This is a genomic window from Pseudomonas sp. MWU16-30317 (genome assembly GCF_020515695.1).
GTDB lineage: Bacteria > Pseudomonadota > Gammaproteobacteria > Pseudomonadales > Pseudomonadaceae > Aquipseudomonas.
The window spans coordinates 219,494-245,404 of sequence record NZ_JAIWJA010000009.1 but is presented as its reverse complement, the minus strand read 5'-3'; the positions used below and the strand labels follow the sequence as shown (position 1 = coordinate 245,404).

The window sequence follows — 25,911 nt, the reverse complement described above, 5'->3', positions numbered from 1 at the left end:
GCCGAGCATAATGTACGGTTTGCAGTGCAGACCGTAGTCAGCTCACGAGCGATCTCTTTCGTGACTTTGAATCCACTCCTGTAGCGTGCGCTCCTTTATCCCGTCTCGGCGGGCCATGATGCGACAGAAGTCGGCGCGGCTCTTGTACCCGCTAGATGTTTTATCCCATTCCGCCAGCAGTTCGGTCTTTACCTTGTTCGTCGAGGCATGCCGTTTTTGCGCTCGCTCGCGGGCAATGTTTGAAGCGATCTCACTTTGCTTCTCGAAAGAGCGGTTGAGTGCAAAGCTTGCGGCCAGCTCACCGTAAGTTTTCAAGATCAATTCATATACTTCAAAGGCTTCTTTGATCTTGTCTTTGCTATAAAGCCAGCAAAGTAGATCGTATTGATATACCAGCAGGCTTGTTTTCTGCCAGTAGTCAAACTCTCCAAATGATGCATGAATAGATAGTGTGGTCAACTTTTCAATGGCTGTCGTCGCAGATGCCCGGCGGCTTGGTAGAGTTATCTTCGCAACTAGCGCGATTCGTTCTAGATCCGCTTCTATGATATCCCCGACGTCTGCGCCAACTTGAATTGCAGGTACGTTCTTCCAGGCGTCCTCACCGTCCTGACCTAGTGCAATGTATGCCAGCTCCTCAAAGCAAGACGATAGGGTGTCTGTGAATTGCCATTGGATATTCGAAAGCGTAGAAATTTCAAATGAATTGAACGAGTCTAGTTGCTCATACAGTTTTTCAAGGTCGATATATCGGAAGTATTCGCAAAGCATTAGCACGCCCTTATTAACTGTACATTTGAGTTCGCGCCAGCACATAGCGCGTCAATTGAGTCAGCCCATGCCTGCATCATTTCCCGTCTCTGCTCCAGGTAGTGCGCATGGTTGTAAGTGTCGCGGATCGAGTCTTGATCGCCGTGGGCCAGTTGCCGCTCGATCCAGTCCTTGTTGTACCCGCGTCCATTGAGCTCTGTGCTCAACAGGTGTCGGAAACCGTGACCGGTCTGGCGCCCTTCATAGCCGATAATGCGCAGGGCTTTATTTATGGTGTTTTCGCTCATAGGCCGATCAGGATTCTGTTGCCCCGGAAAAAGCAATCGGTATCGACCGGTCAGCTCGCGGAGCTTTTTGAGAATATCGACAGCCTGGGTCGATAGAGGAACAATGTGTGGCCTGCGAGCTTTCATACGCTCCTTGGGGATCGTCCAGGTACCACTTTCCAGATCAAACTCCGACCAAGGAGCAGATCTCATTTCCCCTGGTCGAACGGCAGTCAGAACGAGCAGGTGAATTGCTGCCTTGGTAAAAGCGTGGATGCCTGACTCGTCAGTCGCCTTGAGAAGCTGCGGTAATTCCACGTATTCGACGTGAGGGTGATGACGGGGAGGCTTAGCGGGGGCAGCGACAACATCAAGATCGGGGGCAGGATTGCTCTCTACCACGCCCTTCGCGAGGCCGAAACGAAATATCTGGTGAAGCCACTGACGAATTTTGCTCGCGGCGTTGAGTGTCCCTCGGTCCTCAACCTTGCGCACCAAGGCGACCAACTCCGGTCGGGTGACAGACGCAATGGGTCTTTCACCAATGATGGGGATCAGGTCGTTTTCCAAGTACAACTTGGCTTTATACGAGGTCGATTCGGCCCACCGCGGCGAGTTATATGTAAACCACTCTCTGGCCAGAATCTCAAACGTAAGCCCCGCCGCGCGCTGAGCCACCTTTACCGCCTTCTTCTGCTCACCCGGGCCGACGCCCTCTGACAGAAGTTGCCGAGCCTCGTCGCGCCGCTGACGGGCCTTCTGTAGTGAGACCGTAGGATATGCCCCGAATGAAAGGCGTTTCTCTTTCGCCCCGAATCGATATTTCAGGCGCCATAGCCTCGAGCCATTGGGCGTCACTTCTAGATAGAGCCCTTGCCCGTCGCTGAGCTTGTACGGCTTATCTCGGGGTTTTGAAACTTTCAGCGCGGAGTCAGTGAGTGGGGAGGCTTTGCGGGGCATGAAACACCTTCGTAGGGGCATAATTCATGACCGAACCGGTCATTCCCCCAAAGATGCCCCCAAAACTTCGGGTTTGCAGGGAAGTTTGGGAAACCTACGGGCATAAAAAACCGCTCAAGGCGGCTGGTACTGGATCATACGGGAGTTCTGGGGAACCACTGATTTTTCGATATGGTGCCGGAGATAGGAATCGAACCTACGACCTTCGCGTTACGAGTGCGCTGCTCTACCGACTGAGCTACACCGGCGGTGATGCGGGCGTAAATTAGCACTGTCGTCACGACCGCGCAACGGCAGCTACGCTCGAGTCAGTTGGAAGTGCTATGAGGGCAGCCGGCAGGCGCCAGAGAGGAGGCAGCAGACGTGGTGCAGGACCAACCCGCTACGTTGTCACGGGTCCATGTCACAGTCTGGCCCTTCACGGATGATGGTCCATTGGCAAGGGTACAAATGATCGTCCCTACACCTGTACTTGCGTTGCTATTCACCACCTGACTGCTGCAGTTATAGGAGCTTGCCGCCGCACCAATGTCGGCCGCAGAGGTAATAATTGTGCCTTGGACCAAGCTAATATCGAATGCCTGTTTGAGGCTACCGCCTTCTGCTACGCCCGCTAAAACAGATGAACGCCCTTGGTAGGTCGAATATGCAGGTATAGCGATGGCGGCAAGGACGCCAATTATGGCAATAACAATCATGATCTCGATGAGCGTGAAACCTTTCTGATCCGTCATAAAGGCACCTCGAAGTAAACGTAAAACGGCCTCACTGCGAGGCCGTCTTCAGTACAGCTACAGGCTATTCAAGATCAAGAGCAGCCTTTCGGCATATAGTCACTGCCTATGTTAGCCGCTGTGCAAGTCCAGCCAGTAGTATCAGTACGGTTCAAAGTGATGGTACCGGTGGAGATAGCCGCTGGCGCATTCACCAATGCGCACTTGATGGAGCCGGTCGTACCACCAGTAATAGTGAAGGTACAGTTCTGGCTTGCAGTTGTAACGTTAAGCAGCGCCGCTGTAGGTGTGGTGCCCCCATTTTGCAGGTCTTCAAAGTTTACTGTAAGTGCCTTAGCTTCCGCCAGACCCGCCGTTGCTTTTGCCCGGCCTTGGTACTTTGAATAGGCAGGGATCGCAATAGCGGCCAAAATTCCGATGATCGCAATTACTATCATCAATTCAATCAGGGTAAAACCTTTCTGAGCTTTCATATATACGCCTCTATCTCTATATGGCCAATCGGGTCCAGCGACCGTTGCCAAATTACCAGCAAGCGTCGTGCCACCTCGCGCACCGCACTAGCGAAGCGCCCTCCCCTGAGCTTTATGCTCAAAAGCAGCGGCAAGAAACGTTAGAACATGACATTTTACGTCACACTAAGCGGGCGATTTGGATCTCCTGCCCGACTACGCTATAAACGACCTATTCAAAGCATCGGGTACGACTATGAACGATATCGCTCTTTCAGGCTTGGCGAAGCAGCTGGTCCAGGCGGAAGTCATCACAGACAAGGCCGCTCAGCAGGCATACGCCCAGGCGCTTCGCAACAAGACGCCCTTCGTTCACTACCTGGTGCAAAACAAGCTTGCCAAAAGCAGAGAGATCGCAGAGGTCGCGGCGGATCAGTTCGGCGTGTCCCTACTCGATCTGAAGACCCTCGACAAAGACTCGAATCCACGGGGCGTCGTCAGCGAAAAACTCATCCGCCAGCACCATGCGCTGCCGCTCTGGCGCCGCGGTAACAAGCTGTTCATTGGCCTATCCGATCCGACGAACCATCAGGCCATCAACGATATTCAGTTCAGTACAGGTTTAACAGCTGAAGCGATCCTTGTAGAGGACGACAAACTAACGGAAGCCATCGAACGGTTTTTCGACTCCAGCGGTACTGGCCTTGAAGACTTGGCTGACGTTGATCTAGATGGGTTAGACGTTGAATCAGTCAACGACGATCGCAACGAAAATATCGCTGGGCAAGACGCCGATGATGCTCCAGTCGTTCGCTTTGTTAACAAAATGCTACTCGATGCAATTCGGGGCGGCTCTTCCGACCTGCACTTTGAACCCTACGAAAAAATCTACCGCGTACGCTTTCGAACCGACGGCATGCTTCGGGAAATTGCACGCCCTCCGATCAACCTCGCGAACCGGATCGCGGCTAGGCTGAAAGTCATGGCCAGCCTCGATATCTCCGAACGCCGCAAGCCACAGGACGGCCGGATTAAGATGCGGATATCAAAGAACAAGGCGATCGACTTTCGAGTCAACACCCTACCGACACTATGGGGCGAGAAGATCGTCATGCGAATTCTCGATCCGTCCAGTGCGCAAATGGGCATTGACGCCCTCGGCTATGAACCCGAACAGAAGGAACTGTACCTTCAGGCGCTCAAGCAACCGCAAGGCATGATATTGGTCACCGGCCCTACCGGCTCCGGCAAGACGGTCTCGCTCTATACCGGCATCAACATCCTGAACACCGTCGATATCAATATCTCGACCGCGGAAGACCCTGTCGAAATCAACATGGAAGGCATCAACCAGGTCAACGTGAACAACCGCCAAGGATTGGATTTTGCTTCCGCGCTGCGTTCGTTTCTGCGGCAGGATCCAGACGTGATCATGGTCGGCGAGATTCGTGATCTCGAGACTGCAGAGATTGCCATCAAAGCAGCCCAAACAGGTCACCTTGTTCTTTCAACCCTCCACACCAACAGTGCAGCCGAAACCCTGACGCGCCTGCAGAATATGGGCGTGGCTAGTTTCAACATCGCGACCTCTGTCAGTTTGATCATTGCTCAGCGGCTGACCCGCAAGCTTTGCCCAGTGTGCAAAAAAACCGCTGAGATCCCCCGCGAGGCACTCATAGCCGAGGGTATACCGGCTGATCGTATAGGGACATTCACCATTTATGAGCCAGTAGGGTGCGACCTATGTACTGGGGGTTATAAAGGTAGGCTCGGTATCTACGAGGTAGTCCGAAACACACCGGCGCTTCAACAGCTGATCATGGAGGCAGGTAACTCGATCGAAATCTCGACGCTTATGCGCAAAGAAGGTTTCAACGACTTGCGAACCTCCGGTCTGCAGAAAGTCATGCAGGGGCTGACCAGCCTCGCCGAAATCAATCGCGTCACCAAGGACTAAGTAATGGCCTCCAAAACAGTAAAGACTAACGTCTATATTTGGGAAGGCACTGACCGGAAAGGCTCGTCTACCTCCGGTGAGATGACCGGCGCCAGTATTCCGCTGATAAAAGCGCAACTACGGAGACAAGGAATCTCACCCGGCAAGATAAAGAAAAAAACCAGCTCGATATTCAGTAAGGGTAAAAAGATCAAACCGATGGACATCGCGCTGTTTACGCGTCAGATGTCCACCATGATGAAGGCGGGCGTTCCGCTACTGCAATCCTTCGATATTATTGCCGAGGGTGTTGAAAACCCAAAAATGCGTGATCTGGTATTAACACTGAAGCTAGAAGTCGCCGCAGGTAATAGCTTTGCCACCTCGCTGAGGCAAAAACCCGAGTATTTTGATGATCTTTACTGCAACCTCGTCGACGCAGGCGAACAGGCAGGTGCACTCGAAGCATTACTGGATCGTGTTGCGACCTATAAGGAAAAGACCGAGGCGCTCAAGGCAAAAATCAAGAAGGCAATGACTTATCCAATAACGGTTTTGGTCGTCGCGCTCATCGTATCGTCGATCTTGCTTATTAAAGTAGTGCCGCAATTTCAGGCCGTGTTTTCCGGCTTTGGCGCGCAGTTGCCGGCGTTCACACTGATGGTCGTCAATCTTTCAGAAATCATGCAGGCATGGTGGTGGGTGGTGTTGGGCGCGATTATCGCATTCATGTACGCATTCAAATACGCTTTTAAACGTAGCCAACGCATGCGCGACGGTATCGACAGAGGCCTGCTGAAAATACCGGTCATCGGCCAGATACTCTATAAATCGGCCATCGCCCGCTACGCTCGCACGTTATCAACCACCTTCGCCGCCGGCGTACCCTTGGTGGAGGCGCTGGACTCTGTAGCGGGGGCCGCCGGCAACGTGGTGTTCAAGATCGCTGTAGGGAAAATCAAGCAAGATGTTTCCAGCGGCACACAACTCAATACCTCGATGCGCGCCACTGGAGTGTTTCCAAGTATGGCTATTCAGATGACGTCCATCGGCGAAGAGTCGGGTGCGCTGGATGAAATGCTGGATAAAGTAGCAGGTTATTATGAAGCAGAAGTCGACAACATGGTCGACAGCCTCACCACCCTGATGGAGCCAATGATCATGGTTATCCTCGGCATTGTCGTCGGCGGCCTGGTAGTCGCCATGTACCTCCCCATCTTCCAACTTGGCTCAGTCGTCTAACCCCATGTCCCTACCCGAATTCCTGGCCAGCTCCCCCCTGGCCTTCACCCTCTGCGCCCTGCTCCTCGGCCTGCTCGTCGGCAGCTTCCTCAACGTCGTCATCCACCGCCTCCCGATCATGCTTGATCGCGACTGGCGCACCCAATCCCGAGAAATCCTCGACCTGCCAGCCGAACAGCAGCCAGAACGCTGCAACCTGATCCTCCCCAACTCCACCTGCCCCCACTGCAACCACAAGATCCGCGCCAGCGAAAACATCCCGATCCTCAGCTACCTGTTCCTCAAAGGCCGCTGCTCCGCCTGCCAGGCGCCCATCAGCAAGCGCTACCCCCTCGTGGAGCTCGCCAGCGGCCTGCTGACGGCCTTCATCGCCTACCACTTCGGCTTCGGCTACCCGGCAGGCGCCTTCATGCTCCTCACCTGGGGCCTGCTGGCGATGAGCATGATCGACGTCGACCGCCAGCTTCTGCCCGACGCTATCGTGCTGCCATTGCTCTGGTTAGGCCTGATCGTCAACAACTTCGGCCTGTTCACCGACCTCTCCAGCGCGCTGTGGGGCGCGGTGTTCGGCTACCTGTCGCTGTGGTTGGTGTTCTGGCTGTTCAAGCTGGTAACCGGCAAAGAGGGCATGGGCTACGGCGATTTCAAGCTGCTGGCGATGCTCGGCGCCTGGGGAGGCTGGCAGATCCTGCCGTTGACGGTGCTGCTGTCATCCCTGGTGGGCGCGGTGTTGGGCGTCATCCTGCTGAAGCTGCGCGATCAGGCGACCAGTACGCCGATCCCCTTTGGTCCTTATCTGGCGATTGCGGGCTGGATTGCATTGCTGTGGGGTGGTCAAATAACCGCCTCGTACATGCACTTCGCCGGATTTTAAATGACCACAGCTGCAAAACCCTGGGTGTTGGGCCTGACCGGTGGTATCGGCAGCGGCAAGAGTGCCGCCGCCGAACGCTTCGCCGAGCATGGCATTCATGTGGTGGATGCCGATCAGGCCGCGCGCTGGGTCGTGGAGCCCGGGCGGCCGGCGTTGCAGCAACTGGCCGAGCATTTTGGCTTGGATATTCTGCAGCCCAGCGGGGCGCTGGATAGATCAGCGTTGCGTAAACGCATCTTTGAAGATGCCGAGCAGCGGCGCTGGGTCGAGGCGCTGTTGCATCCGCTGATCGCGCAGGAGATCGCCGATAATCTGGCTCAGGCGACGTCGACTTACGCGGTGTTCGTGTCGCCGTTGATGGTGGAGTCGGGGCAGTACAAGCGTACCGACCGGTTGCTGGTGATCGACGCGCCCACCGAGCTGCAACGCGCGCGCACGCTGAAACGCGATACCACGACCGCCGAGCAGGTCGAGGCCATCCTCAAGGCCCAGGCCAGCCGCGAACAGCGCTTGGCCTTGGCTGACGACGTCGTGCTCAACGACCGCGATCTGGCCTGGCTGCACAGTGAGGTCGATCGCTTGCATCACTTTTATCTGAATTTGCCTGGAGCTTCTGAATGAGCCAACCCTTGACCGTCGAATGCCCTACCTGCGGCGCGCCTGTGGAGTGGAACGCGGCCAATATCAACCGTCCGTTTTGTTCTGATCGCTGCAAACTGATTGACCTGGGCGCCTGGGCGTCGGAGGAGCACAAGATTCCGGTGAGTCCGGATGCCGAGGATGATCTGTTCTCGGATGATTTGCCGCCGCGCGAGCATTGATTTTTGGGTGGGGGTTGAGGGCCTCTTCGCGGGCAAGCCTTGCTCCCACAGGTATACGACTCAGGTCCGTCAACTCTGTGGGAGCAAGGCTTGCCCGCGAAGGGGCCCGGGAGAACACCATCAGCCAACAGCAACTGTTGCGTTTCGCCGCCGCGCGAGCATTGATTTTTGGGTGGGGGTTGAGGGCCTCTTCGCGGGCAAGCCTTGCTCCCACAGGTGTACGACTCAGGTCCGTCAAATCTGTGGGAGCAAGGCTTGCCCGCGAAGGGGCACTGAAGAACACCATCAGCCAACAGCAACTGTTGCGTTTCGCCGCCGCGCGAGCATTGATTTTTGGGTGGGGGTTGAGGGCCTCTTCGCGGGCAAGCCTTGCTCCCACAGGTGTACGACTCAGGTCCGTCAACTCTGTGGGAGCAAGGCTCGCCCGCTAAGGGGCCCGTGAGAACACCATCAACCAACAGCAACTGTTGGGTTTCCAACACTTGCAGAACAATAAGCACGGCAGCCAACACCGCCCCCCCCTGTCCGCCTACCCCCGCCCCCATAAAATCCCTAGCTATTTCAACACCCTGCAACCGATCCCAAGGTAGCGGCACAGCCGTTGCAATCACCCTCTGACGAACGTGAACGTCGGAGTGTGCCCTTTGCCTTTGTTGCCCTCGCCCCTGGATTTTCCCGACAGCCCAGTCTCCCGCGCTTTCGCTCAACCCTTGATGCTCGGTTTGTTCCTGCCGGTGCAATCCGGCGGCTGGAGTGCCTCGGCCCTGCCCCGCAGCACCGACTGGCGTTTCGAGTACAACAAGCAGCTGACCCTGCGCGCCGAGGCCCTGGGCTTCGACCTGGTGTTCGCCTTGGCCGAATGGCTGGGCAAAGGCGGCTATGGCGGCGAGATCCGTTACCACGACGAGTCGCTGGACGCCTTCATCACCCAGGCGGCGCTGGCCTCGGTGACCGAGCGCATCCTGCTGATCTCGACCCTGCACGTGCTCTACGGCCCCTGGCACCCGCTGCACCTGGCCAAGTTCGGCGCCACTCTGGACCACATCAGCAACGGCCGCTGGGGCCTCAACCTGGTAACCGGCCACCGCCATCGCGAGCACCGCCGCTTCGGTCAGGAACCCATCGAGCACGACCAGCGCTACCACCAGGCCGATGAATTCATTCGCGTGGTCCAGCAACTCTGGACCGGCACCGAGAACCTCGATTTCAACGGCGACTATTACCGCCTCGAAGAAGCCTACAGCAGCGTCAAGCCGCGCTTCGGCCGGCCCGTGCTCGTCAATGCCACCGGCTCCACGGCCGGCATCGATTTCGCTGCGCGGCACTCGGACATCATCTTTACCACCAGCCCCGGCAGCGCCGAGATCGAAGACGCGCTGGCCAAGCTGCCCGACCACCTGCAGCGCATCAAACAGGCCGCCAAGGGCTACGGCCGCGAAGTGCGGACCCTCATCAACCCGCTGGTGATCTGCCGCGACACCGACGCCGAAGCCTGGGAAGTGCACGCCGCGATCACCGCCGCCGGCGACCCCGGCACCCTCGAAGGCCATGCCCGCGAGGCCAGCGATGCCCATGCCTGGCGTGGCCATCAGGCGGCGCACCGTTACGTGGGCGGCAACATCCAGCTGGTGGGCAGCCCCGAGACGGTGGTGCGCGACATCATCCGCCTCAGGCAAGCCGGCATCGATGGCATCCAACTGAGCTTCTTCGATTTTGCCCCTGATCTGGAGCAGTTCGGCGCGCGCGTCTTGCCGCTGCTGTACCAGGCCGGTCTGCGCCACTGATCAACTCTCCAAGGATGACTGTGCATGGCCTTTTCTCGTCGTCAATTTATCGCTGGGCTGTCCGCTCTCCCCTTGCTCGGTGCCAGCGTGCCGTTCCTGCCCAGCGCCCTCGCCGCCGCCACTGCCGAGGCGGCGAGCGGCAAGCGGATCTTCAACCTGCTGGTCAATCCCGAGCCGCCGTCGCTGAGCTCGTTCAACACCACGGCGGGCACCACTATCACCGCCAGCAGCAAGGTCCTCGAAGGCTTGCTCAGCTACAACGAACAACTGGCGCCGCAGCCGGGGCTGGCGGTGGCCTGGAAGGTCGCCGACGATGGCCTGAGCTATCACTTCGATCTGCGCCAGGGGGTCAAATGGCATGACGGCCAGCCGTTCACCTCGGCCGACGTGGCCTTCTCGCTGGACCTCATCAAGCGCTATCACCCCCGCGGCGGCAGCACCTTCGCCAACCTGACCACGGTGGAAACGCCGGACGAACATACCGCCATCGTGCGCCTTGCCAAACCGGCGCCGTACCTGATCCGCGCCTTCGCCGGTGGTGAAACGCCGATCCTGCCCAAGCATCTTTACGATTCGGGCGACCCGCTGAGCAACCCGCACAACAACGCGCCCATCGGCACCGGCCCGTATCGTTTCAAGCAGTGGCAGCGCGGCAGCTACATCGAGTTCGAGCGCAACGCCGATTACTGGGGCGCCAACCCACCGGGCGTCGATACCCTGTACCTGAAAGTGGTGCCGGATTCGGCCTCGCGCCTGGCTGCCTTCGAAAACGGCAGCCTCGACGCCGGCGGGCAAAGCCCGGTGCCGCTGAGCGACCTGGCGCGTATCACCGCGTCCGGCAAGCTGAAGTTCACCACCCGCGGCTACAACTACAGCATCACGCCGACCATGCTCGAGTTCAACCTCGACAACCCGCTGCTGTCGCGCCTCGAAGTGCGTCAGGCCATCGCTCACGCCATCGACCGCGAGGTGATCAAGAAAGTGGTGTATTACGGCTATGCCGATGTCAGCGTGTCGCCGATTCCCAAGAATTTCCCGCAGTACGTATACACCGGGCCGGACCCGTACCCATTCGACATCGCCAAGGCCAACGCCCTACTGGATGGGGCCAATCTGCCGAAAAAGGGCACTTCGCGCTTCAGCCTGACCCTCGATCCGCTGCCCTATGGCGACAGCTATGCCCGCACGGCGGCCTATATCCGCACGGCCCTGTCACGCATCGGCATCGACGTGCAACTGCGCTCGCAGGATTTTCCCACCTACACCAAGCGTATCTACACCGACCGCGATTTCGATTTCGCTGTGGTCGGCATGGGCACCATGTTCGACCCGACGGTGGGCGTGCAGCGGTTGTTCTGGTCGAAGAACTTCCGCAAGGGCCTGCCCTTCTCCAACGGCACTCACTACAACAATCCCGAAGTGGACCGTTTGCTGGAGGCCGCTGCGGTGGAGACCGACGAGCAGAAGCGCGGCGAGTTGTTCAAGGCGTTCCAGAAGATCGTTATCGAGGAAGTGCCGTCGCTGACCTTGGTGATGCAGCAGCAGGTGACTGTTTACAACGCTCGGGTGTCGGGTTTCGAGGGGGATGGCAACGGGCTGGATGGCAGCCTGGCGTTGGTACAGTTGAGTAATACGGCGCTGGCCAATGGGTGAGCTTTTGGAGCTTCGCGGGCAGAGCCCGCTCCCACAGGCGCCATCGGGGCCCGAGACTGCGCAGCGTGGTAATCGAGGGCAGGCGCGGCGGATTCTCAGGTTGGCGCGGCGCACTGTGTGGCAGGCGATACCCACGGTGTTGGGCATTCTGGTGCTTAACTTTTTGCTGCTGCGCTTGATTCCCGGCGACGCGGTGGACGTGCTCGCCAGCGAGTCTGGCGGCGCCACCGAGGCGACCTTGGCGCAATGGCGCAGCCACTTCGGCCTGGACTTGAGCTTGTGGCAGCAGTTGCTCGCTTACCTCAATCATCTGGTGCACCTGGACCTGGGGGTGTCGCCGCGCTTCAACCTGCCAGTAGGCCAGTTGATCGCCGAGCGCTTGCCCAACACCTTGTTGCTGATGGTCGGCGCCCTGGCGTTGGCCTTGGCGATTGGGATCAGCGCCGGGGTGATCATGGCCAGCCGCGTCGGGCGTTGGCCCGATCGATTGTTGTCGCTGACGGTATTGCTGCTGTATTCGACGCCGGGTTTCTGGATCGGTTTGATGGCCGTGGTGCTGTTCTCGGTGACGCTGGGCTGGCTGCCCAGCGACGGTATCGAAACCCTCGGGCTGGACCTGCACGGCAGCGCCTGGCTGTTCGACCGCTTCAAGCACGCGATCTTGCCGATCCTCACCCTGGCGACCTTCTACATCGCGCTGTATGCACGCCTGACTCGCGCATCGATGCTCGAGGTGCAGCGTCAGGATTTCGTCCGTACCGCCCGCGCCAAGGGTCTGCCTCCCACCCGCATCGCCGTGCGCCATGTACTGCGCAATGCGCTGCTGCCGGTGACCACCTTGGCGGGCCTGCATTTCGCCGCGCTGCTGGGCGGCGCCGCGGTCACCGAGACGCTGTTCGGCTGGCCCGGGCTGGGGCGCTTGACCCTCGATGCGGTGCTGTCGCGCGACTACAACCTGCTGCTGGGGATTCTGCTGCTGTCGTCGATGCTGGTGGTGGTGGTCAACGTCGCCATGGACCTGCTGCAAGCCTGGCTCGACCCGCGTATCCAGGTGCAATAAACGCAGCCCCCCGCGCTACAGGTAACCGGACAATTTGATGAGTGAGTGCGCAATGTCGATGACTACAGGCCATAGCGAAAGCCTCTGGGCCGCCTTGCGGCGCAGCCCGGCGGCGTTGATCGGCGCCGGGGTGCTGCTGGCGATGCTGGCCATGGCGCTGAGCGCGAGCTACTTCTTCCCCGGTGATCCCTCGGACATGGTCGCCGAGCCGCTGCTGTGGCCCGGCGCCGATCCGGCCTATCCACTGGGCACCGATTCCCTGGGCCGCAACGTGGCGGCGGGTATCGCCTATGGCGCGCGGGCCTCGTTGCTGATCGCGGTATCCGGGACCTTGCTGAGCGTGATCATCGGCGTGTTCGTCGGGGCTATCGCCGGCTACCACGGCGGTCGCCTCGGGGACGTGCTGATGCGCATCACCGAAGTGTTCCAGACGGTGCCGTCATTCTTGCTGGTGATCGTCATCGTCGCCATCGGCAACCCCACGGTGAATATCATCGCCCTGGCGATCGGCATCTCGTCGTGGCCGACCATCGCCCGGCTGATCCGCGCCGAATTTCGCACCCTGCGCGAAGCCGATTTCGTCACGGCGGCGCGTGCTCAGGGCTTCAGTACGCGCACCATCATCCTTGACGAGATTCTGCCCAACGCCTTGGCGCCGCTGATCGTCACCACCTCGATCCTGGTGGCCTCGGCGATCCTCATCGAAGCCGGCCTGGCGTTTCTCGGCATGAGCGACCCCAACCGGCCGAGTTGGGGCGGCATGATCGGCGCCGGCCGCGAGCAGATCGCCAGCGCCTGGTACCTCACTGCGCTGCCGGGCTTGGCGATCATCCTCGTGGTACTGGCCTTCAACATGCTCGGCGACGGCCTCAACGATGCCCTCAACCCGCGCCTGCGCCGGTACATCCCATGAGCCTGCTCGAAGTACGCGGGCTGCGCGTGGGATATCAAGGTGTCGAAGCGGTGCAGGGCCTGGATTTCAGCCTCGCAGCAGGCGAAACCTTGGCGCTGGTGGGGGAATCGGGCTGCGGCAAGTCCACCACCGCGCTGGCGTTGATGGGGCTGTTGCCGGGCAACGCGCAACTGAGCGGCGAGGTGCTGTTCGAAGGCCGCGACCTGCTGCGCCTGTCGCCTCGGCAATTGCGCCAGGTGCAGGGCAAGGACCTGGCCATGGTCTTTCAAGAGCCGCTGTCGAGCCTCAACCCGGTGCTCACCCTTGGCGAGCAATTGACCGAAACCCTGCTCACCCACACGAACCTGACTCGCCGTCAGGCCTGGCAGCGCGCCGAGGAACTGTTCGGGCTGGTGCAGTTGCCGCGCCCCGCCGCGCACTTGCGCGAGTACCCGCAGCATTTGTCGGGCGGCCAGCGGCAACGGGTGATGATCGCCATGGCCATCGCCTGCGAACCACGATTGCTCATCGCCGACGAGCCGACCACCGCGCTGGACGTGTGCGTGCAGGCGCAGATCCTCGAATTGCTCGACCGCCTGCGCCGCGAGTTGCGCATGGGCCTGCTGTTGATCACCCACGACCTGGGCGTGGTCAAGCAGCAGGCCGACCGGGTGATCATCATGCACGATGGCGTCGCGCTGGAGCACCGACCGACTGCCGAGCTGTTCCGCAGCCCGGCGCACCCCTACACCCACGGCCTGCTCAACGCCTCGCTGGACCGCGATCACGACCAGCATTACCGGCACAATCGCCTGGCCGAGATCCAGGTCACCCGCCGTGCCGGGCAGCCCAACAGCTACACCATCAGCAGCACCTTGCACGCGCCCGGCAAGACGCCACAGGCAACGCCCGCGCAGAGCACGGCGCTGTTGCGCGCCGACAACCTGAGCTTCGCCTATGGCCAGCGCGATGTGCTCAGCCAGCTGTCGTTTCGCATCGGCGCGCGCGAGACAGTCGGGCTAGTGGGCGAGTCTGGGTGCGGCAAGTCGACCTTGAGCCGTGCACTGCTCGGTCTGCTGGCGCCGCGCGAAGGCCATATCGAGTTCGCCGGACGTGACATCGCCACCCTCGACAGGGTGGAACAACGCCAATGGCGCAGCCAGTTGCAGATGGTCTTTCAAGACCCCTACGCGGCGCTCAACCCACGCCACAGCGTCGAGACCCTGCTCGACCGCGTGCAGCGCCTGCACGGCCAGGACGATGCCCGCCAGCGGCAACGCGCGCGCGAATCGATCCTCGACGCCGTGGGCTTGCCGCGCAGCAGCCTGAACCGCCTGCCCCATCAGTTTTCCGGCGGCCAGCGCCAGCGCATCGGTATCGCGCGGGCGTTGATCGTCAGGCCGCGGCTGGTGATCTGCGACGAGCCGGTGTCGGCGCTCGACGTGTCGACCCAGGCGCAGATCCTCAACCTGCTGGTGGAGCTGCGCGAGGCCTTCGACCTGTCCTATCTGTTCATTTCCCACGACCTGTCCGTGGTGCGCTATTTCGCTGACCGAGTGCTGGTCATGCATGACGGACGCATCGTTGAACAGGCCACGCCCCACAGCCTGTGGGAGAACCCTCAGCATGCGTACAGCCGACGCTTGCTGGCGGCGATCCCCGGCGCGCGGGTGCCTGCATTGATTCAAAGCCCACTGCCACTGGCCCAGCAGCGCTTGCCGTTCGCTGTGGCCTGCTAACCAAGGAGCCTTTTCATGACCCAACGTAAAGACACGCTCAAGCTCGGCCTCTTCTTGCGCGCCACCGGGCACCACCTGGCGGCCTGGCGCGACAGTGGTTCGCAGGCCGACGCCGGCATTCGTCTGGACCACTATGTCGACCTGGCGCGCAAGGCCGAGGCGGCGGGCTTCGACACGCTGTTCCTCGCCGACAGCGTGTCGATCCGCGGCATCGATGCGCCGACCTTCGACCGCGTCATCGCCCCGAGCCTGAGTTTCGAACCGCTGACCTTGCTCGGCGCGCTGGCTGCCGTGACCTCAAAGATCGGCCTGATCGCGACCGCCAGCACCAGCTACAGCGAACCCTACAACCTGGCCCGCCAGTTCGCCTCGCTGGACCAGATCAGCGGCGGGCGTATCGGCTGGAACCTGGTGACCAGCAGCGACCCGGAAGCCGCCAAGAACTTCGGCGGCGCCAGCCAGCGCCAACAGGCCGCCCATGCCGATCGCTACAGCCGCGCGCGGGAATTCCACGACGTAGTGAGCAAGCTGTGGGACAGCTGGGAAGACGACGCGTTGTTGCTCGACAAGGCCAGCGGGGTGTTCATCGACCGCAACAAACTGCACTTCGCCCATCATGAGGGCGAGCATTTCAATGTGCGCGGGCCACTGAACGTGTTGCGCTCGCCGCAGGGCAAGCCGGTGCTGGTACAGGCCGGGGCCTCGGAGGATGGCCGCGCGCTGGCGGCTGCTACCGCCGAAGCGATCTTCGCCGCGCATCAATCGCTGGAAGATGCTCAGGAGTTCTATAGTGACGTCAAATCCCAGGCCGCCGCTTTGGGCCGCGACCCCGAGCACATCAAGATTCTGCCGGGGGTGACGATTTTCACTGCGCCGACCTCGGCCGAGGCCCACGCCAAGCACCAGCGCCTGCAGGACCTGGTGCATCCACAAGTGGGTCTGGCGCTGCTGTCGAGCCTGCTGGGCGGCGTCGACCTCTCGCAACTGCCGCTGGACGGCCCGCTGCCCAAGGAGCTGCCCGTTACCAACGCCTCGAAAAGCCGCCAGCTGTTGATTCAAAAACTGGCCGCCGAAGGCCTGAGCATTCGCGAGCTGTATCTCAAGCTCTCCGGCGCGCGCGGGCACTGGACGCTGGTGGGCTCGCCGACCGAGGTAGTGGATCAATTGCAGAGTTGGTTCGAAGGCCGCGGCGCTGATGGTTTCAATATTTTGCCGCCGACCTATCCGGAGGGGCTGGATGATTTTATTGCGCTGATCCTGCCGGAGTTGCGCCGCCGCGGTTTGGTGCCGGTGGAGGGGCCGCAGGGCAAGACATTGCGTGAGCGGCTTGGGCTGCCGTATCCGCAGCACCCGGCGCAGGTTCAACTGCAGGAATGGTCGATCGCGATCTGACCGCCACCTTTTTTATTGGCCATACCGGCCTATGCGCGGGCAAGCCTTGCTCCCACAGGTGTACGACTCAAAGAGGCCGGTATGGCCACTGCAAATTCAGAGAGACCCACCATGACCCAAATCGACGCAGCATGGGGCGCAGGCCCTACCCCCGGATACGAACAACTCGCCGCACGCTTCCGGCCGCTGTTCGCGCAGTTACGCGAAGGCGCCATCGACCGTGAACGGCAGCGGCGCTTGCCCGTGGAAGAACTGCAACAGCTCAAAGCCTCGGGCTTCACCGCCGTGCGCGTGCCGGTGGCCTATGGCGGCGCGGGCGCCAGCCTGACCGAGTTGACCAACCTGCTCATCGAACTGGGCGAAGCCGACTCCAACCTGGTGCAGGCCCTGCGTGGCCATTTCGGCTTTACCGAAAACGTCCTCAACAGCCGCGACCCGGCGCGCCAGCAGCTGTGGCTGGAGCGCATCGCCCGCGGCGAAACGGTGGGCCCGGCCACCGGTGAAATCGGCCAGGCGGCCCAGGCGCAACACAACTCGCGGCTGTATCTGGATGGCGAACAATGGCGCATCGACGGCAGCAAGTTCTACACCACCGGCTGCCTGTACAGCGATTGGCTCGATGTGACCGTCAGCGACTACGAGGGCAAGCGCATGTTCGTCACCGTGCGGCGCGATGACCCGGGCGTTGAGGTGATCGACGACTGGGATGGCTTCGGCCAGACCCTCACCGCCAGCGGCACCACGCACCTGCGCAGCGTTGCGGTCGACCCGCGTCATATCGTCAGTAACGAAGAGCGCTTCCAGTATTCACCGGCTTTTTACCAGATCTTCCACCTCGCCAACCTCGCCGGTATCGGCCGCGCGTTGAGCGGTGAACTGGCCGCGGCGGTGGGGCAACGCACGCGCAGTTTCAGCCACGGCAACGCGCCACGGGTGGCGCAGGATCCGCAGGTATTGCAAGTGGTCGGCAGCGTGCGCGCGGCGGCGTACAGCGCCGGCGCCATCGTGTTGAAAAACGCCGAGGCGCTGCAGCGCGCATACGAGGCCAGCCAGCAGGACGACACCGCCGCCCTGACTCATGCGGTGAATATCGCCGAACTGGAAGTCGCCCAGGCGCAGACCATCGTCAGCGACCTGATCATCGACGCCAGCTCGCGGCTGTTCGACGCCCTCAGCGCCTCGGCGACCCTGCGCCCCCATGGGCTGGATCGCTTCTGGCGCAACGCCCGGACCCTGGCGTCGCACAACCCGCGAATCTACAAGGACCGCATCGTCGGCGACTTCGCCGTCAACGGCACCCCGCCGCCGGCGCAGTGGAAGATCGGGATTGCTTGAAGTTCAGGTTCAGGTCGGGAATGGCTTTGATGCTACCGACCTCTTCGCCGCCGAATGCGCCCCTTTGCTCCCATAGGTGTACGACTCCAGATCCGCCAACACTGTGGGAGCAAGGGGGGTGCGTTCGGCGGCGAAGAGGCCTGTAAGCACAACGCAACACCCCGAGTTTTTATTCTTCACCGTCACATTTGAGCGCTAAGCTTGAGCTCATGGATGACTCAGATTACCTGCGCCTGCTGACCAACCAGGCCGAACAAGCCAATGCGTTCCTGTCCAATGCCCGCAAATGGGAGCGCGAGCGTTGGGTCTGCGAGCGCCTGCTGCAAGGGCTGAACATTCCTTACCGTACCGAAGAGTTCGTGCCCGCCGGCCAGGAGCCGCCGGACGTGCTGTTTCGCGAGGCGTGCTTCGAGGTGTTCTTCGTGCTCGACGAAGGCCGGCGCCTCAATGACGAATGGCGCGAAGAACTGCAACGCCGCCGCAGTGCCTTTTCCCTCAGCCAGCTGGTGCGCCGCGAGGCCCGGCCCAAGCGTATTCGCGCCCCGGAGTTGCTGCAGCGCCTGGGGCCGACCTTGCGCAAGAAGGCGCACAACTACCAGGAGCGCGATATCGACCTGGGCGAGCTGGACATCATCGCCTTCACCAGCCTCAAGCGCGAAGTGCTCGACCTCAACAGCCATTTCCCGCCGCCGACCGAATACCTGCGTCAGGGCTGGCGTTCGCTGTCGCTAGTGGGGCCGACCTTCGCGCGGGTGCTGTTCGCCCATCCGGATGCGCCGGATTTCTTGCGCAACAACTTAGGGCGCAGCATCGTCTTCGATGTGGGGATCAGCCTTTGAGGCATTGATTGCCGAGGATCTACAGCAGTGGTACAAAGTTTCAAAGCCGACCCTGTGGTCAGGCAGCCACCCCCGTCGCCACAGGGTATACGCTCCCCAGCATTGAACCGTGTAACATTCGCGCAGTCACAAACGTCTACCCCCGAGGCCCGCATGACCCGCCGCCTGAACCCCGATGATCAGCCCTGTGCCAGCAGTCGAGCCTATGCTCCTGCCCCGGGCGATCGTCGTTGTGGTCCGGCCGGTCGCAGCCAAGCCTGCCCCGATCTCCCTGGCGCTGTGAGCTGCTTCGCGCTCGCCCAGGGGACTCGGCCGAATTCCGTAAACCTTATGAGATATCCCTATGACTCATCGTATCGTGATTGTCGGCGGCGGCGCCGGCGGCCTGGAACTGGCGACCCGCCTGGGTAACAGCCTGGGCAAGAAGGGCAAGGCCAGCGTCGTGCTGGTGGATGCCAACCTCACGCACATCTGGAAACCGCTGCTGCACGAAGTCGCGGCCGGCTCCTTGAACTCGTCTGAAGACGAGCTCAACTATGTCGCCCAGGCCAAGTGGAACCACTTCACCTTCCAGATGGGCCGCATGGGCGGGCTCGATCGCGCCGCCAAGCGCATTCACCTCGAAGCCACCCTCGACGAGAATGGCGCCGAACTGGTGCCCGCGCGCTCGCTGAACTACGACACCCTGGTCATGGCCGTTGGCAGCACCACCAACGACTTCGGCACCCTGGGCGCGGCCGAGCACTGCCTGTTCCTCGACACCCGCAAGCAGGCCGAGCGCTTTCACCAGCAGTTGCTCAACCACTACCTGCGCGCCCACGCCGGTGACGAGGATCAGATCGCCTCGATCAGCGTCGCCATCGTCGGCGCCGGTGCTACGGGGGTCGAGCTGGCCGCCGAGTTGCATAACGCCGCCCAGGAACTGGCGGCCTATGGCCTGGGGCGGATCAAGCCCGAGAACATGCACATCACCCTGATCGAAGCCAGCCCACGGGTATTGCCAGCGTTGCCGGAGCGTATCGGCGCGCCGGTGCACAAGACCCTGGAAAAACTCGGCGTGACGGTCCTGACTGGCGCGTCCGTGAGCGAGGTGACGGCCGATGGCCTGCGCACCGCCGACGGCAAGGAAATCCCCGCGGCGTTGAAAGTCTGGGCGGCGGGCATCCGCGCGCCGGGCTTTCTCAAGGACATCGACGGCCTGGAGACCAACCGCATCAACCAACTGCAGGTGCTGCCGACCCTGCAGACCACCCGCGACGAGAATATCTTCGCCTTCGGTGACTGCGCCGCCTGCCCGCAAGCCGGCACCGACCGCAACGTACCGCCGCGTGCCCAGGCCGCGCACCAGCAGTCGTCGATGCTGGTGAAGTCGCTGAAGCTGCGCATCGAGGGTGGCAGCAGCCTGCCGGAATTCACCTACAAGGATTACGGCTCGCTGATCTCGCTGTCGCGCTTCTCGGCGGTGGGCAACTTGATGGGCAACCTGACCGGCAGCGTGATGCTCGAAGGCTGGTTGGCGCGGATGTTCTATGTGTCGCTTTACCGCATGCACCAGATGGCGCTGTTCGGGATATTCCGCACGGCCATGTTGATGCTCGGTAGCCGGATCGGCCGCGGGACCGAGCCACGGCTCAAACTGCACTGATATCGTCTGCCCCTGTAGCGAGGCGGCTTGCCTGCGATCGCGGTGTATCAGATTACGCATTCGTGTCTGACACTCCGTATCGGGGGCAAGCCCGCTCACTTTAGAGGGGGTGGTTACCGGTATATACAGCGAGGATCCTGAGCCGACTGCAGTCAGCGTGGGCCTGGGCGCAGCCAGAGACGCGTCGGAGTAGGCACCACACAGCTAAAATCCCTTCGAACAATGCTCCGTTACCCTGCTGGCCCATTCGCGGACAGCGGCCGCTTCCACAGGTTGCACGTTACTCGGGCACTGCTGCGGTGCGTCAGGTACCGCCACGGTGCAACTTTCGGTGACATCCTTCCCCTTTGACACTCCGTCCGTATCCCGCCTTGCCCCCGCCTTGCCTGGTCTAGGCTAGTGAGAAAGATTTCTGGCCTGCATCTTGCCTTACCTGTATATACAGGTTTAGATAGCCACCTCTTTTCACCTCATCCAGGACATCGCCATGCCAGCGCCCCTCGTCATCCAGCCCGGCCACTTCGACCTCGACCAATTGCGTGCTATCTACCAGCAGCAGGTCGACTTCAGCCTCGATCCGGCCGCGCGCACGGTGGTGGACGAGGCGGCGCGCACCGTGACGCAGATCATCGAAAACAAACGCACCGTGTACGGCATCAACACCGGCTTCGGGCTGCTGGCACGCACGTCGATCCCGGACCAGTCGCTGGCCAAACTGCAGCGCAATCTGCTGCTGTCCCACTGCACCGGCACCGGGCCACTGCTGGATGATGCCAGTGTCGGCCTGATCATGGCGCTCAAGGTCGCGTCCTTGGCCCGAGGTTTCTCGGGGGTACGCTGGGAGCTGATCGAAGCGTTGAACGCGCTGTACACACACAAGGTGTTCCCATGCATTCCGTCGCAAGGTTCGGTGGGCGCTTCCGGCGACCTGGCCCCGCTGGCGCATATGTCGGCGGTGCTGATCGGCGTCGGCCGCGTGCGTCATCAGGGTCGCGAGATGGATGCGGTCGAAGGCTTGGCGCTGGCCGGCCTGGAGCCGATGGAGCTGGGGCCGAAAGAAGGCCTGGCGCTGATCAACGGCACTCAGGTGTCCACCGCGCTGGCATTGCGCGGCCTGTTCGCCACGGAAAAACTGTTCAGCGCCGCCGTGGTCGCCGGCAGCCTCAGCGTCGAGGCGCTCAAGGGCTCGCGCGTGCCATTCGACCCACGTATTCAGGCAGTGCGCGGTCAACCGGGGCAGATCGCCGTGGCGGCCTTTTACCGCGAGTTGCTGGCCACCAGCGAGATCAGCGAATCCCACGTCAACTGCGCCCGCGTACAAGACCCGTACTCGCTGCGTTGCCAGCCACAGGTGATGGGCGCCTGCCTGGACCACCTGCGCTTTGCCGCCGGGGTGTTCCTGCGTGAAGCCAACGCGGTATCGGACAACCCACTGGTGTTCAGTGCCGACGGTGACGTGCTGTCGGGCGGCAACTTCCACGCCGAACCGGTGGCCATGGCCTCTGACGTGCTGGCCTTGGCTATCTCGGAAATCGGCGCGCTGTCGGAACGGCGCATCGCCCAACTGGTGGACCCGGCCCTGTCCGGCCTGCCGGCGTTTCTGGTGCTGGAAGGCGGCCTCAACTCCGGATTCATGATCGCCCAGGTGACCGCCGCCGCACTCGCCTCGGAGAACAAGACCCTCGCCCACCCCGCATCGATCGACAGCCTGCCGACCTCGGCCAACCAGGAAGACCACGTGTCGATGGCGACCTTCGCCGCCCGCCGCCTGCTGGACATGGCCGGCAACAGCAGCGCGGTGGTGGCCATCGAGTTGCTCGGCGCGGCTCAGGGTGTCGATCTGCATGCACCGCTGAAAACCTCGCCGATTTTGGTAGAGGTGTTGGCGATGATTCGCGCTGATGTCGCGCATTACGATGAAGACCGTTATTTCGCCCCGGATATCGCGGCAGCTCGGGCCTGGGTAGAGGATGGCAAGTTTGCGCAATGGCTGGCATTCGCTCGTTTGTATGACTAAGAGCGGCCATACGCCATCCCCTGTGAGAGCGGGGGAATGACCTGAAACGGTGCTAGCCGTTTAGCTGGTGACTCATTCCTGATCACCCCTGGCCCGCTGACCGATCCGCGCCCCGCACACCACTTGTATATACCGGTATGGCACGCGAACTGCAGGCACTCATCCATCTCGAACGCCACACGACTGACCGTCTGATGAAGGAGTGATCCATGCAACTCGATTCCCAGTACAGCAAGTTCAGCAAAACCGCAGGCGGCCTGTGTCTGGCCATGGCGATGGCAATGGGCTCCATGGCAGCGCAGGCCGATCAATTGGCCGACGTGAAACAGGCCGGCGAGTTGGTGGTCGGTACCGAGATGCAGTTTGCGCCGTTCGACTTTCTTACCAAGGGCGAGCAGGACGGCCTCAACAAGGCACTCTTTGCCGAGCTGGGCAAGGAATTGGGGGTCAAGGTCAAGTTCATCGACCTGCCATGGCCTAGCGTGCTGCCAGGTCTTGAGGCGAAAAAATTCGACGTGGTCGCCGGGCCGATCATCGAGACCAAGGCGCGCCAGGAGCGCTACCACTTCATGCTGCCGATCGCCGAGGCCACGGTATCGCTGATGGCCGGCGCCAAGGATGACAAGCTGACCAAACCTGCCGATATCGCCGGCAAAACGGTCGGTGCCGGCAAGGGCTCGGCGCAGCTTGAAGAGCTCAAGGCCTATGCGGCGACGCTGCCGGAGAAGGTCACCATCCGCGAATACGTCGACAACAACCAGGCGTACGCCGACCTCGCGGCCCATCGCCTGTCGGCGGTGGCCAACTCGCTGCCGAACATCTCCTACGTGGCCGCGCAGAAGAGCAATCTGTACAAAGTGGTGCAGCCACCGTTCGGCAAGAAGTCCTACTTCGCCTTTCTGGGTCGCAAGGACGCCGATGCCGACAGCCTGATCGCAGCGCTCGACGCCGCCTTGCTGAAAATGCATGCCGATGGCCGCTTGGCCGCGTTGCAGAAACAGTGGCTGGGTGCCGAGATGGATGTGCCGAAGGCGGACTTCACCCCGAGCTGGTGATATTTGGGTGCGCGCAGGGCGCTGGCATGCGAGTGAACGTGCTGGCCTCTTCGCGGGCAAGCCTTGCTCCCACAACTGTACGGCGCTGGACCGGCTCGCACTGTGGAAGCAAAGCTTGCTCTGATAGGTGTTCGCCAATGCCAGTGCGCACACCTGTGGGAGCAAGGCTTGCTCGCGAAGAGGCCAGAATGACCGCCACAGATCCCGGTACCGTGCATTGATGGACGAATAAACGATGTTCGACTGGCCACTGCTCCAACAGAATTTCCCGCTACTGCTCGGCGCGCTGCGGACCACCGCCGAGGTGTCCGCCGCCGCGCTGTTCATCGGCTTTTTCATCGGCATCGGCGTGGCAGCCATGCGCCTGTCGCCCAAACCCATTCTGCGACGTCTCGGCGGCGCCTATATCTTCGTGTTCCGCGGCATCCCGCTGCTGGTCCAATTGCTGTTCATCTATTACTTCCTGCCTCGCGCCGGCCTGCCGAACATGTCGCCAATGGCGGCAGCGATCATCAGCCTGGCGCTGTGCTGCGCGGCCTATATCGCCGAAATCCTGCGCGGCGGCTTGCTCGCCATCCCCGGCGGGCAGTTGGAAGCCGCCGGGCTGCTAGGCCTCAACAGCCGGCAGATGCTGGTGCGCATCCGCGTGCCCCAGGCCGTACGCTTGACCCTCCCGGGCCTGATCAACGAAATGATCCTGCTGATCAAGGCCTCGTCACTGGTCTCGGTGGTGGGCCTGGCCGACCTCACCCGCACCGCCCAGAATCTCGCCGCCAGTGACTACATGTTCGTCCAGGACTACCTGATGCTGGCGGCGTTCTACTGCCTGATCAACATCCCCCTGGCCTACGCCGGCGGGCGCCTGGAAAAACGCTTGAAGGAGCGCGGCGCATGAATTTCGATCCGCACATCCTCACCGATCATCTGGATGACATCGGCAACGGCTTTTTGATGACCCTTGCCACCTGGAGCAGCGGCGTAGTGCTCGGCCTCCTGCTGGGGCTGCTGATTGCCCTGGCCCAGGTATTCGGTAACGGCCTGGTGCGCGCCCCGCTGCGGGTATTCATCGAGATCATCCGCAGCACGCCGTTTCTGGTGCAGTTGTTTCTGCTGTACTACGGCGGCCCGTCGTTCGGCCTCGAGCTGGACCCGATCCCCGCCGGCATTCTCGGCCTGGCGGTGTATGGCAGCGTGTACTTCGCGGAAATCTTTCGGGGCGGCTTCGAGTCCATCCCGCGCGGGCAACTGGAGGCGGCAGACTGCTTGGGCATCGGCCGACTGCGCTGCATCCTGCGCATCCAGTTGCCGCAGATGCTGGTGATCATCCTGCCGGCGCTGGTCAATCTGGTGACCGTGCTGTGCAAGGAAACCGCCGTGCTGTCGATCATCACAATCCCCGAACTGACCATGGTACTGACCGGCATCGGCTCGCAGACGTTCGCCTTCGTCGAAACCCTGCTGGCGTTGTGCATCGGCTACCTGATACTGGTCGAAGCCTGCTCGCGCCTGGGCATGCTCCTGGAAACGCGGGTCGGACGCTTTATGCAGAGGCAACCTCGATGAATCAAAGCAACGCTTCCCTTACGCTGGCGCCCGACAAGCACTCCGCCAGCAATGCTCCCGACAGCCGCAAGGCCATGGTGCAGCTGCGCAACGTCGGCAAGCATTTCGGGCCACTGCGGGTGCTCAAGGGCATCGACCTGACCATCCATCACAGCGAAGTGGTGTGCCTGATCGGCCCTTCCGGCTCCGGCAAGAGCACGCTGCTGCGCAGCATGGCGTTCCTCGAGGAGTACGACGAGGGGCAGATCCATATCGAAGGCCAGCTGCTTGGCTGGCAGAACGCCGATGTCGAGGGCCCCGCGCGCAAACGGGCGGCGCAATCGAAGATCAACCAGGTGCGCCAGAACGTCGGCATGGTGTTCCAGCAGTTCAACCTGTGGCCACACATGACCGTGCTCGGTAACGTCTGTGAAGCGCTGCAACAGGTGCGCAAACAGAGCAAGGCGCAAGCCCGCGAGCGCGCTCTGGCGATGCTCGACAAGGTCGGCCTGGCGCACAAGGCCGCGGCCTGGCCGGTGCAGTTGTCCGGCGGCCAGCAGCAGCGCGTGGCAATCGCCCGGGCGCTGGCCATGGAGCCGCACATCATGCTGTTCGACGAACCGACTTCGGCCCTCGACCCCGAGCTGGTCGGCGAAGTGTTGCAGGTGATGAAGGACCTGGCCAGGGAAGGCATGACCATGGTCGTGGTCACCCATGAGATGGGCTTTGCCGCGCAGGTCGCCGACTCGGTGATTTTCCTCGACAAGGGTGAGGTGGTCGCACGCGGCACGCCGCAGCAGATTTTCCATCAGGCCGAGCACCCACGCCTGCAGCAGTTTCTACAGAATTATCTGGATCGCAATGCGTTCTGGCAGGACGGCAAGGATGCCGCCGTACCATGA

The 25,911-nt window shown here is 61.4% G+C and carries 23 protein-coding genes and 1 tRNA gene; 19 read left to right on the top strand and 5 right to left on the bottom strand.

What is annotated here, in order from left to right; genetic code table 11:
- Window positions 1–42: 42 nt before the first annotated feature.
- The 5 genes from LIX93_RS23455 to LIX93_RS23430 form a co-directional block, all read right to left on the bottom strand.
- Window positions 43–771: a hypothetical protein gene (locus tag LIX93_RS23455; protein ID WP_226506444.1), complete on the bottom strand. Its 729-nt coding sequence runs from the start codon at window positions 769–771 to the stop codon at window positions 43–45.
- Window positions 771–1,997, bottom strand: coding sequence for a tyrosine-type recombinase/integrase (locus LIX93_RS23450; protein ID WP_226506443.1), 1,227 nt, complete (start codon window positions 1,995–1,997; stop codon window positions 771–773). The genes LIX93_RS23455 and LIX93_RS23450 overlap by 1 nt, the downstream gene beginning before the upstream one ends.
- Before the next feature lie 172 nt (window positions 1,998–2,169).
- A tRNA-Thr gene (locus LIX93_RS23445) sits at window positions 2,170–2,245 on the bottom strand.
- A 60-nt stretch (window positions 2,246–2,305) separates the two neighbouring features.
- Window positions 2,306–2,731: a pilin gene (locus LIX93_RS23440; RefSeq protein WP_275948757.1), complete on the bottom strand. Its 426-nt coding sequence runs from the start codon at window positions 2,729–2,731 to the stop codon at window positions 2,306–2,308.
- A gap of 74 nt (window positions 2,732–2,805) precedes the next feature.
- The gene (locus LIX93_RS23430) at window positions 2,806–3,204 is read right to left on the bottom strand and encodes a pilin (protein WP_226506442.1); all 399 of its coding nucleotides are present in this window, start codon (window positions 3,202–3,204) and stop codon (window positions 2,806–2,808) included.
- Between the two features lie 235 nt (window positions 3,205–3,439).
- Between LIX93_RS23430 and pilB the strand changes: the two genes are divergently transcribed.
- The 19 genes from pilB (at window position 3,440) to LIX93_RS23335 (ending at window position 25,911) form a co-directional block, all read left to right on the top strand.
- Window positions 3,440–5,140: a type IV-A pilus assembly ATPase PilB gene (gene pilB, locus LIX93_RS23425; protein WP_226506441.1), complete on the top strand. Its 1,701-nt coding sequence runs from the start codon at window positions 3,440–3,442 to the stop codon at window positions 5,138–5,140.
- Between the two features lie 3 nt (window positions 5,141–5,143).
- Window positions 5,144–6,361: a type II secretion system F family protein gene (locus tag LIX93_RS23420; RefSeq protein ID WP_226506440.1), complete on the top strand. Its 1,218-nt coding sequence runs from the start codon at window positions 5,144–5,146 to the stop codon at window positions 6,359–6,361.
- A gap of 4 nt (window positions 6,362–6,365) precedes the next feature.
- Window positions 6,366–7,235: an A24 family peptidase gene (locus LIX93_RS23415; RefSeq protein WP_226506439.1), complete on the top strand. Its 870-nt coding sequence runs from the start codon at window positions 6,366–6,368 to the stop codon at window positions 7,233–7,235.
- Window positions 7,236–7,856: a dephospho-CoA kinase gene (gene coaE, locus LIX93_RS23410; RefSeq protein WP_226506438.1), complete on the top strand. Its 621-nt coding sequence runs from the start codon at window positions 7,236–7,238 to the stop codon at window positions 7,854–7,856.
- Window positions 7,853–8,056 carry a DNA gyrase inhibitor YacG gene (gene yacG / locus LIX93_RS23405; protein WP_226506437.1) on the top strand — a complete coding sequence of 68 codons (204 nt, stop codon included), beginning with the start codon at window positions 7,853–7,855 and terminating at the stop codon, window positions 8,054–8,056. The genes coaE and yacG overlap by 4 nt, the downstream gene beginning before the upstream one ends.
- Before the next feature lie 644 nt (window positions 8,057–8,700).
- Complete coding sequence (locus LIX93_RS23400; protein ID WP_226506436.1) at window positions 8,701–9,840, top strand: LLM class flavin-dependent oxidoreductase; 1,140 nt, start codon at window positions 8,701–8,703, stop codon at window positions 9,838–9,840.
- 24 nt (window positions 9,841–9,864) lie between these two features.
- Window positions 9,865–11,493: an ABC transporter substrate-binding protein gene (locus LIX93_RS23395; RefSeq protein WP_226506435.1), complete on the top strand. Its 1,629-nt coding sequence runs from the start codon at window positions 9,865–9,867 to the stop codon at window positions 11,491–11,493.
- 100 nt (window positions 11,494–11,593) lie between these two features.
- Window positions 11,594–12,553, top strand: a complete 960-nt coding sequence (locus LIX93_RS23390; protein ID WP_226506434.1) for an ABC transporter permease — start codon at window positions 11,594–11,596, stop codon at window positions 12,551–12,553.
- A 52-nt stretch (window positions 12,554–12,605) separates the two neighbouring features.
- Complete coding sequence (locus tag LIX93_RS23385) at window positions 12,606–13,466, top strand: ABC transporter permease (protein ID WP_226506433.1); 861 nt, start codon at window positions 12,606–12,608, stop codon at window positions 13,464–13,466.
- Window positions 13,463–15,184 carry an ABC transporter ATP-binding protein gene (locus LIX93_RS23380; protein ID WP_226506432.1) on the top strand — a complete coding sequence of 574 codons (1,722 nt, stop codon included), beginning with the start codon at window positions 13,463–13,465 and terminating at the stop codon, window positions 15,182–15,184. Before LIX93_RS23385 ends, LIX93_RS23380 begins: the two co-directional genes overlap by 4 nt.
- A gap of 15 nt (window positions 15,185–15,199) precedes the next feature.
- The gene (locus tag LIX93_RS23375; RefSeq protein WP_226506431.1) at window positions 15,200–16,576 is read left to right on the top strand and encodes an LLM class flavin-dependent oxidoreductase; all 1,377 of its coding nucleotides are present in this window, start codon (window positions 15,200–15,202) and stop codon (window positions 16,574–16,576) included.
- 111 nt (window positions 16,577–16,687) lie between these two features.
- The gene (locus LIX93_RS23370) at window positions 16,688–17,911 is read left to right on the top strand and encodes an acyl-CoA dehydrogenase family protein (protein ID WP_226506430.1); all 1,224 of its coding nucleotides are present in this window, start codon (window positions 16,688–16,690) and stop codon (window positions 17,909–17,911) included.
- Window positions 17,912–18,120: 209 nt separating this feature from the next.
- Window positions 18,121–18,750, top strand: a complete 630-nt coding sequence (locus LIX93_RS23365) for a DUF1780 domain-containing protein (protein ID WP_226506429.1) — start codon at window positions 18,121–18,123, stop codon at window positions 18,748–18,750.
- Window positions 18,751–19,093: 343 nt separating this feature from the next.
- Window positions 19,094–20,395: an NAD(P)/FAD-dependent oxidoreductase gene (locus LIX93_RS23360; protein ID WP_226506428.1), complete on the top strand. Its 1,302-nt coding sequence runs from the start codon at window positions 19,094–19,096 to the stop codon at window positions 20,393–20,395.
- 487 nt (window positions 20,396–20,882) lie between these two features.
- Window positions 20,883–22,412, top strand: a complete 1,530-nt coding sequence (gene hutH / locus LIX93_RS23355) for a histidine ammonia-lyase (RefSeq protein ID WP_226506427.1) — start codon at window positions 20,883–20,885, stop codon at window positions 22,410–22,412.
- 209 nt (window positions 22,413–22,621) lie between these two features.
- Window positions 22,622–23,467, top strand: a complete 846-nt coding sequence (locus LIX93_RS23350; RefSeq protein ID WP_226506426.1) for a transporter substrate-binding domain-containing protein — start codon at window positions 22,622–22,624, stop codon at window positions 23,465–23,467.
- Window positions 23,468–23,702: 235 nt separating this feature from the next.
- Window positions 23,703–24,362 (top strand): amino acid ABC transporter permease, encoded by a 660-nt coding sequence (locus tag LIX93_RS23345; RefSeq protein WP_226506425.1) that lies wholly within the window; start codon window positions 23,703–23,705, stop codon window positions 24,360–24,362.
- On the top strand, window positions 24,359–25,030 hold the full coding sequence (locus tag LIX93_RS23340; protein ID WP_226506424.1) for an amino acid ABC transporter permease: 672 nt from the start codon (window positions 24,359–24,361) through the stop codon (window positions 25,028–25,030). The genes LIX93_RS23345 and LIX93_RS23340 overlap by 4 nt, the downstream gene beginning before the upstream one ends.
- A 74-nt stretch (window positions 25,031–25,104) precedes the next feature.
- Window positions 25,105–25,911: an amino acid ABC transporter ATP-binding protein gene (locus LIX93_RS23335; RefSeq protein WP_226506483.1), complete on the top strand. Its 807-nt coding sequence runs from the start codon at window positions 25,105–25,107 to the stop codon at window positions 25,909–25,911.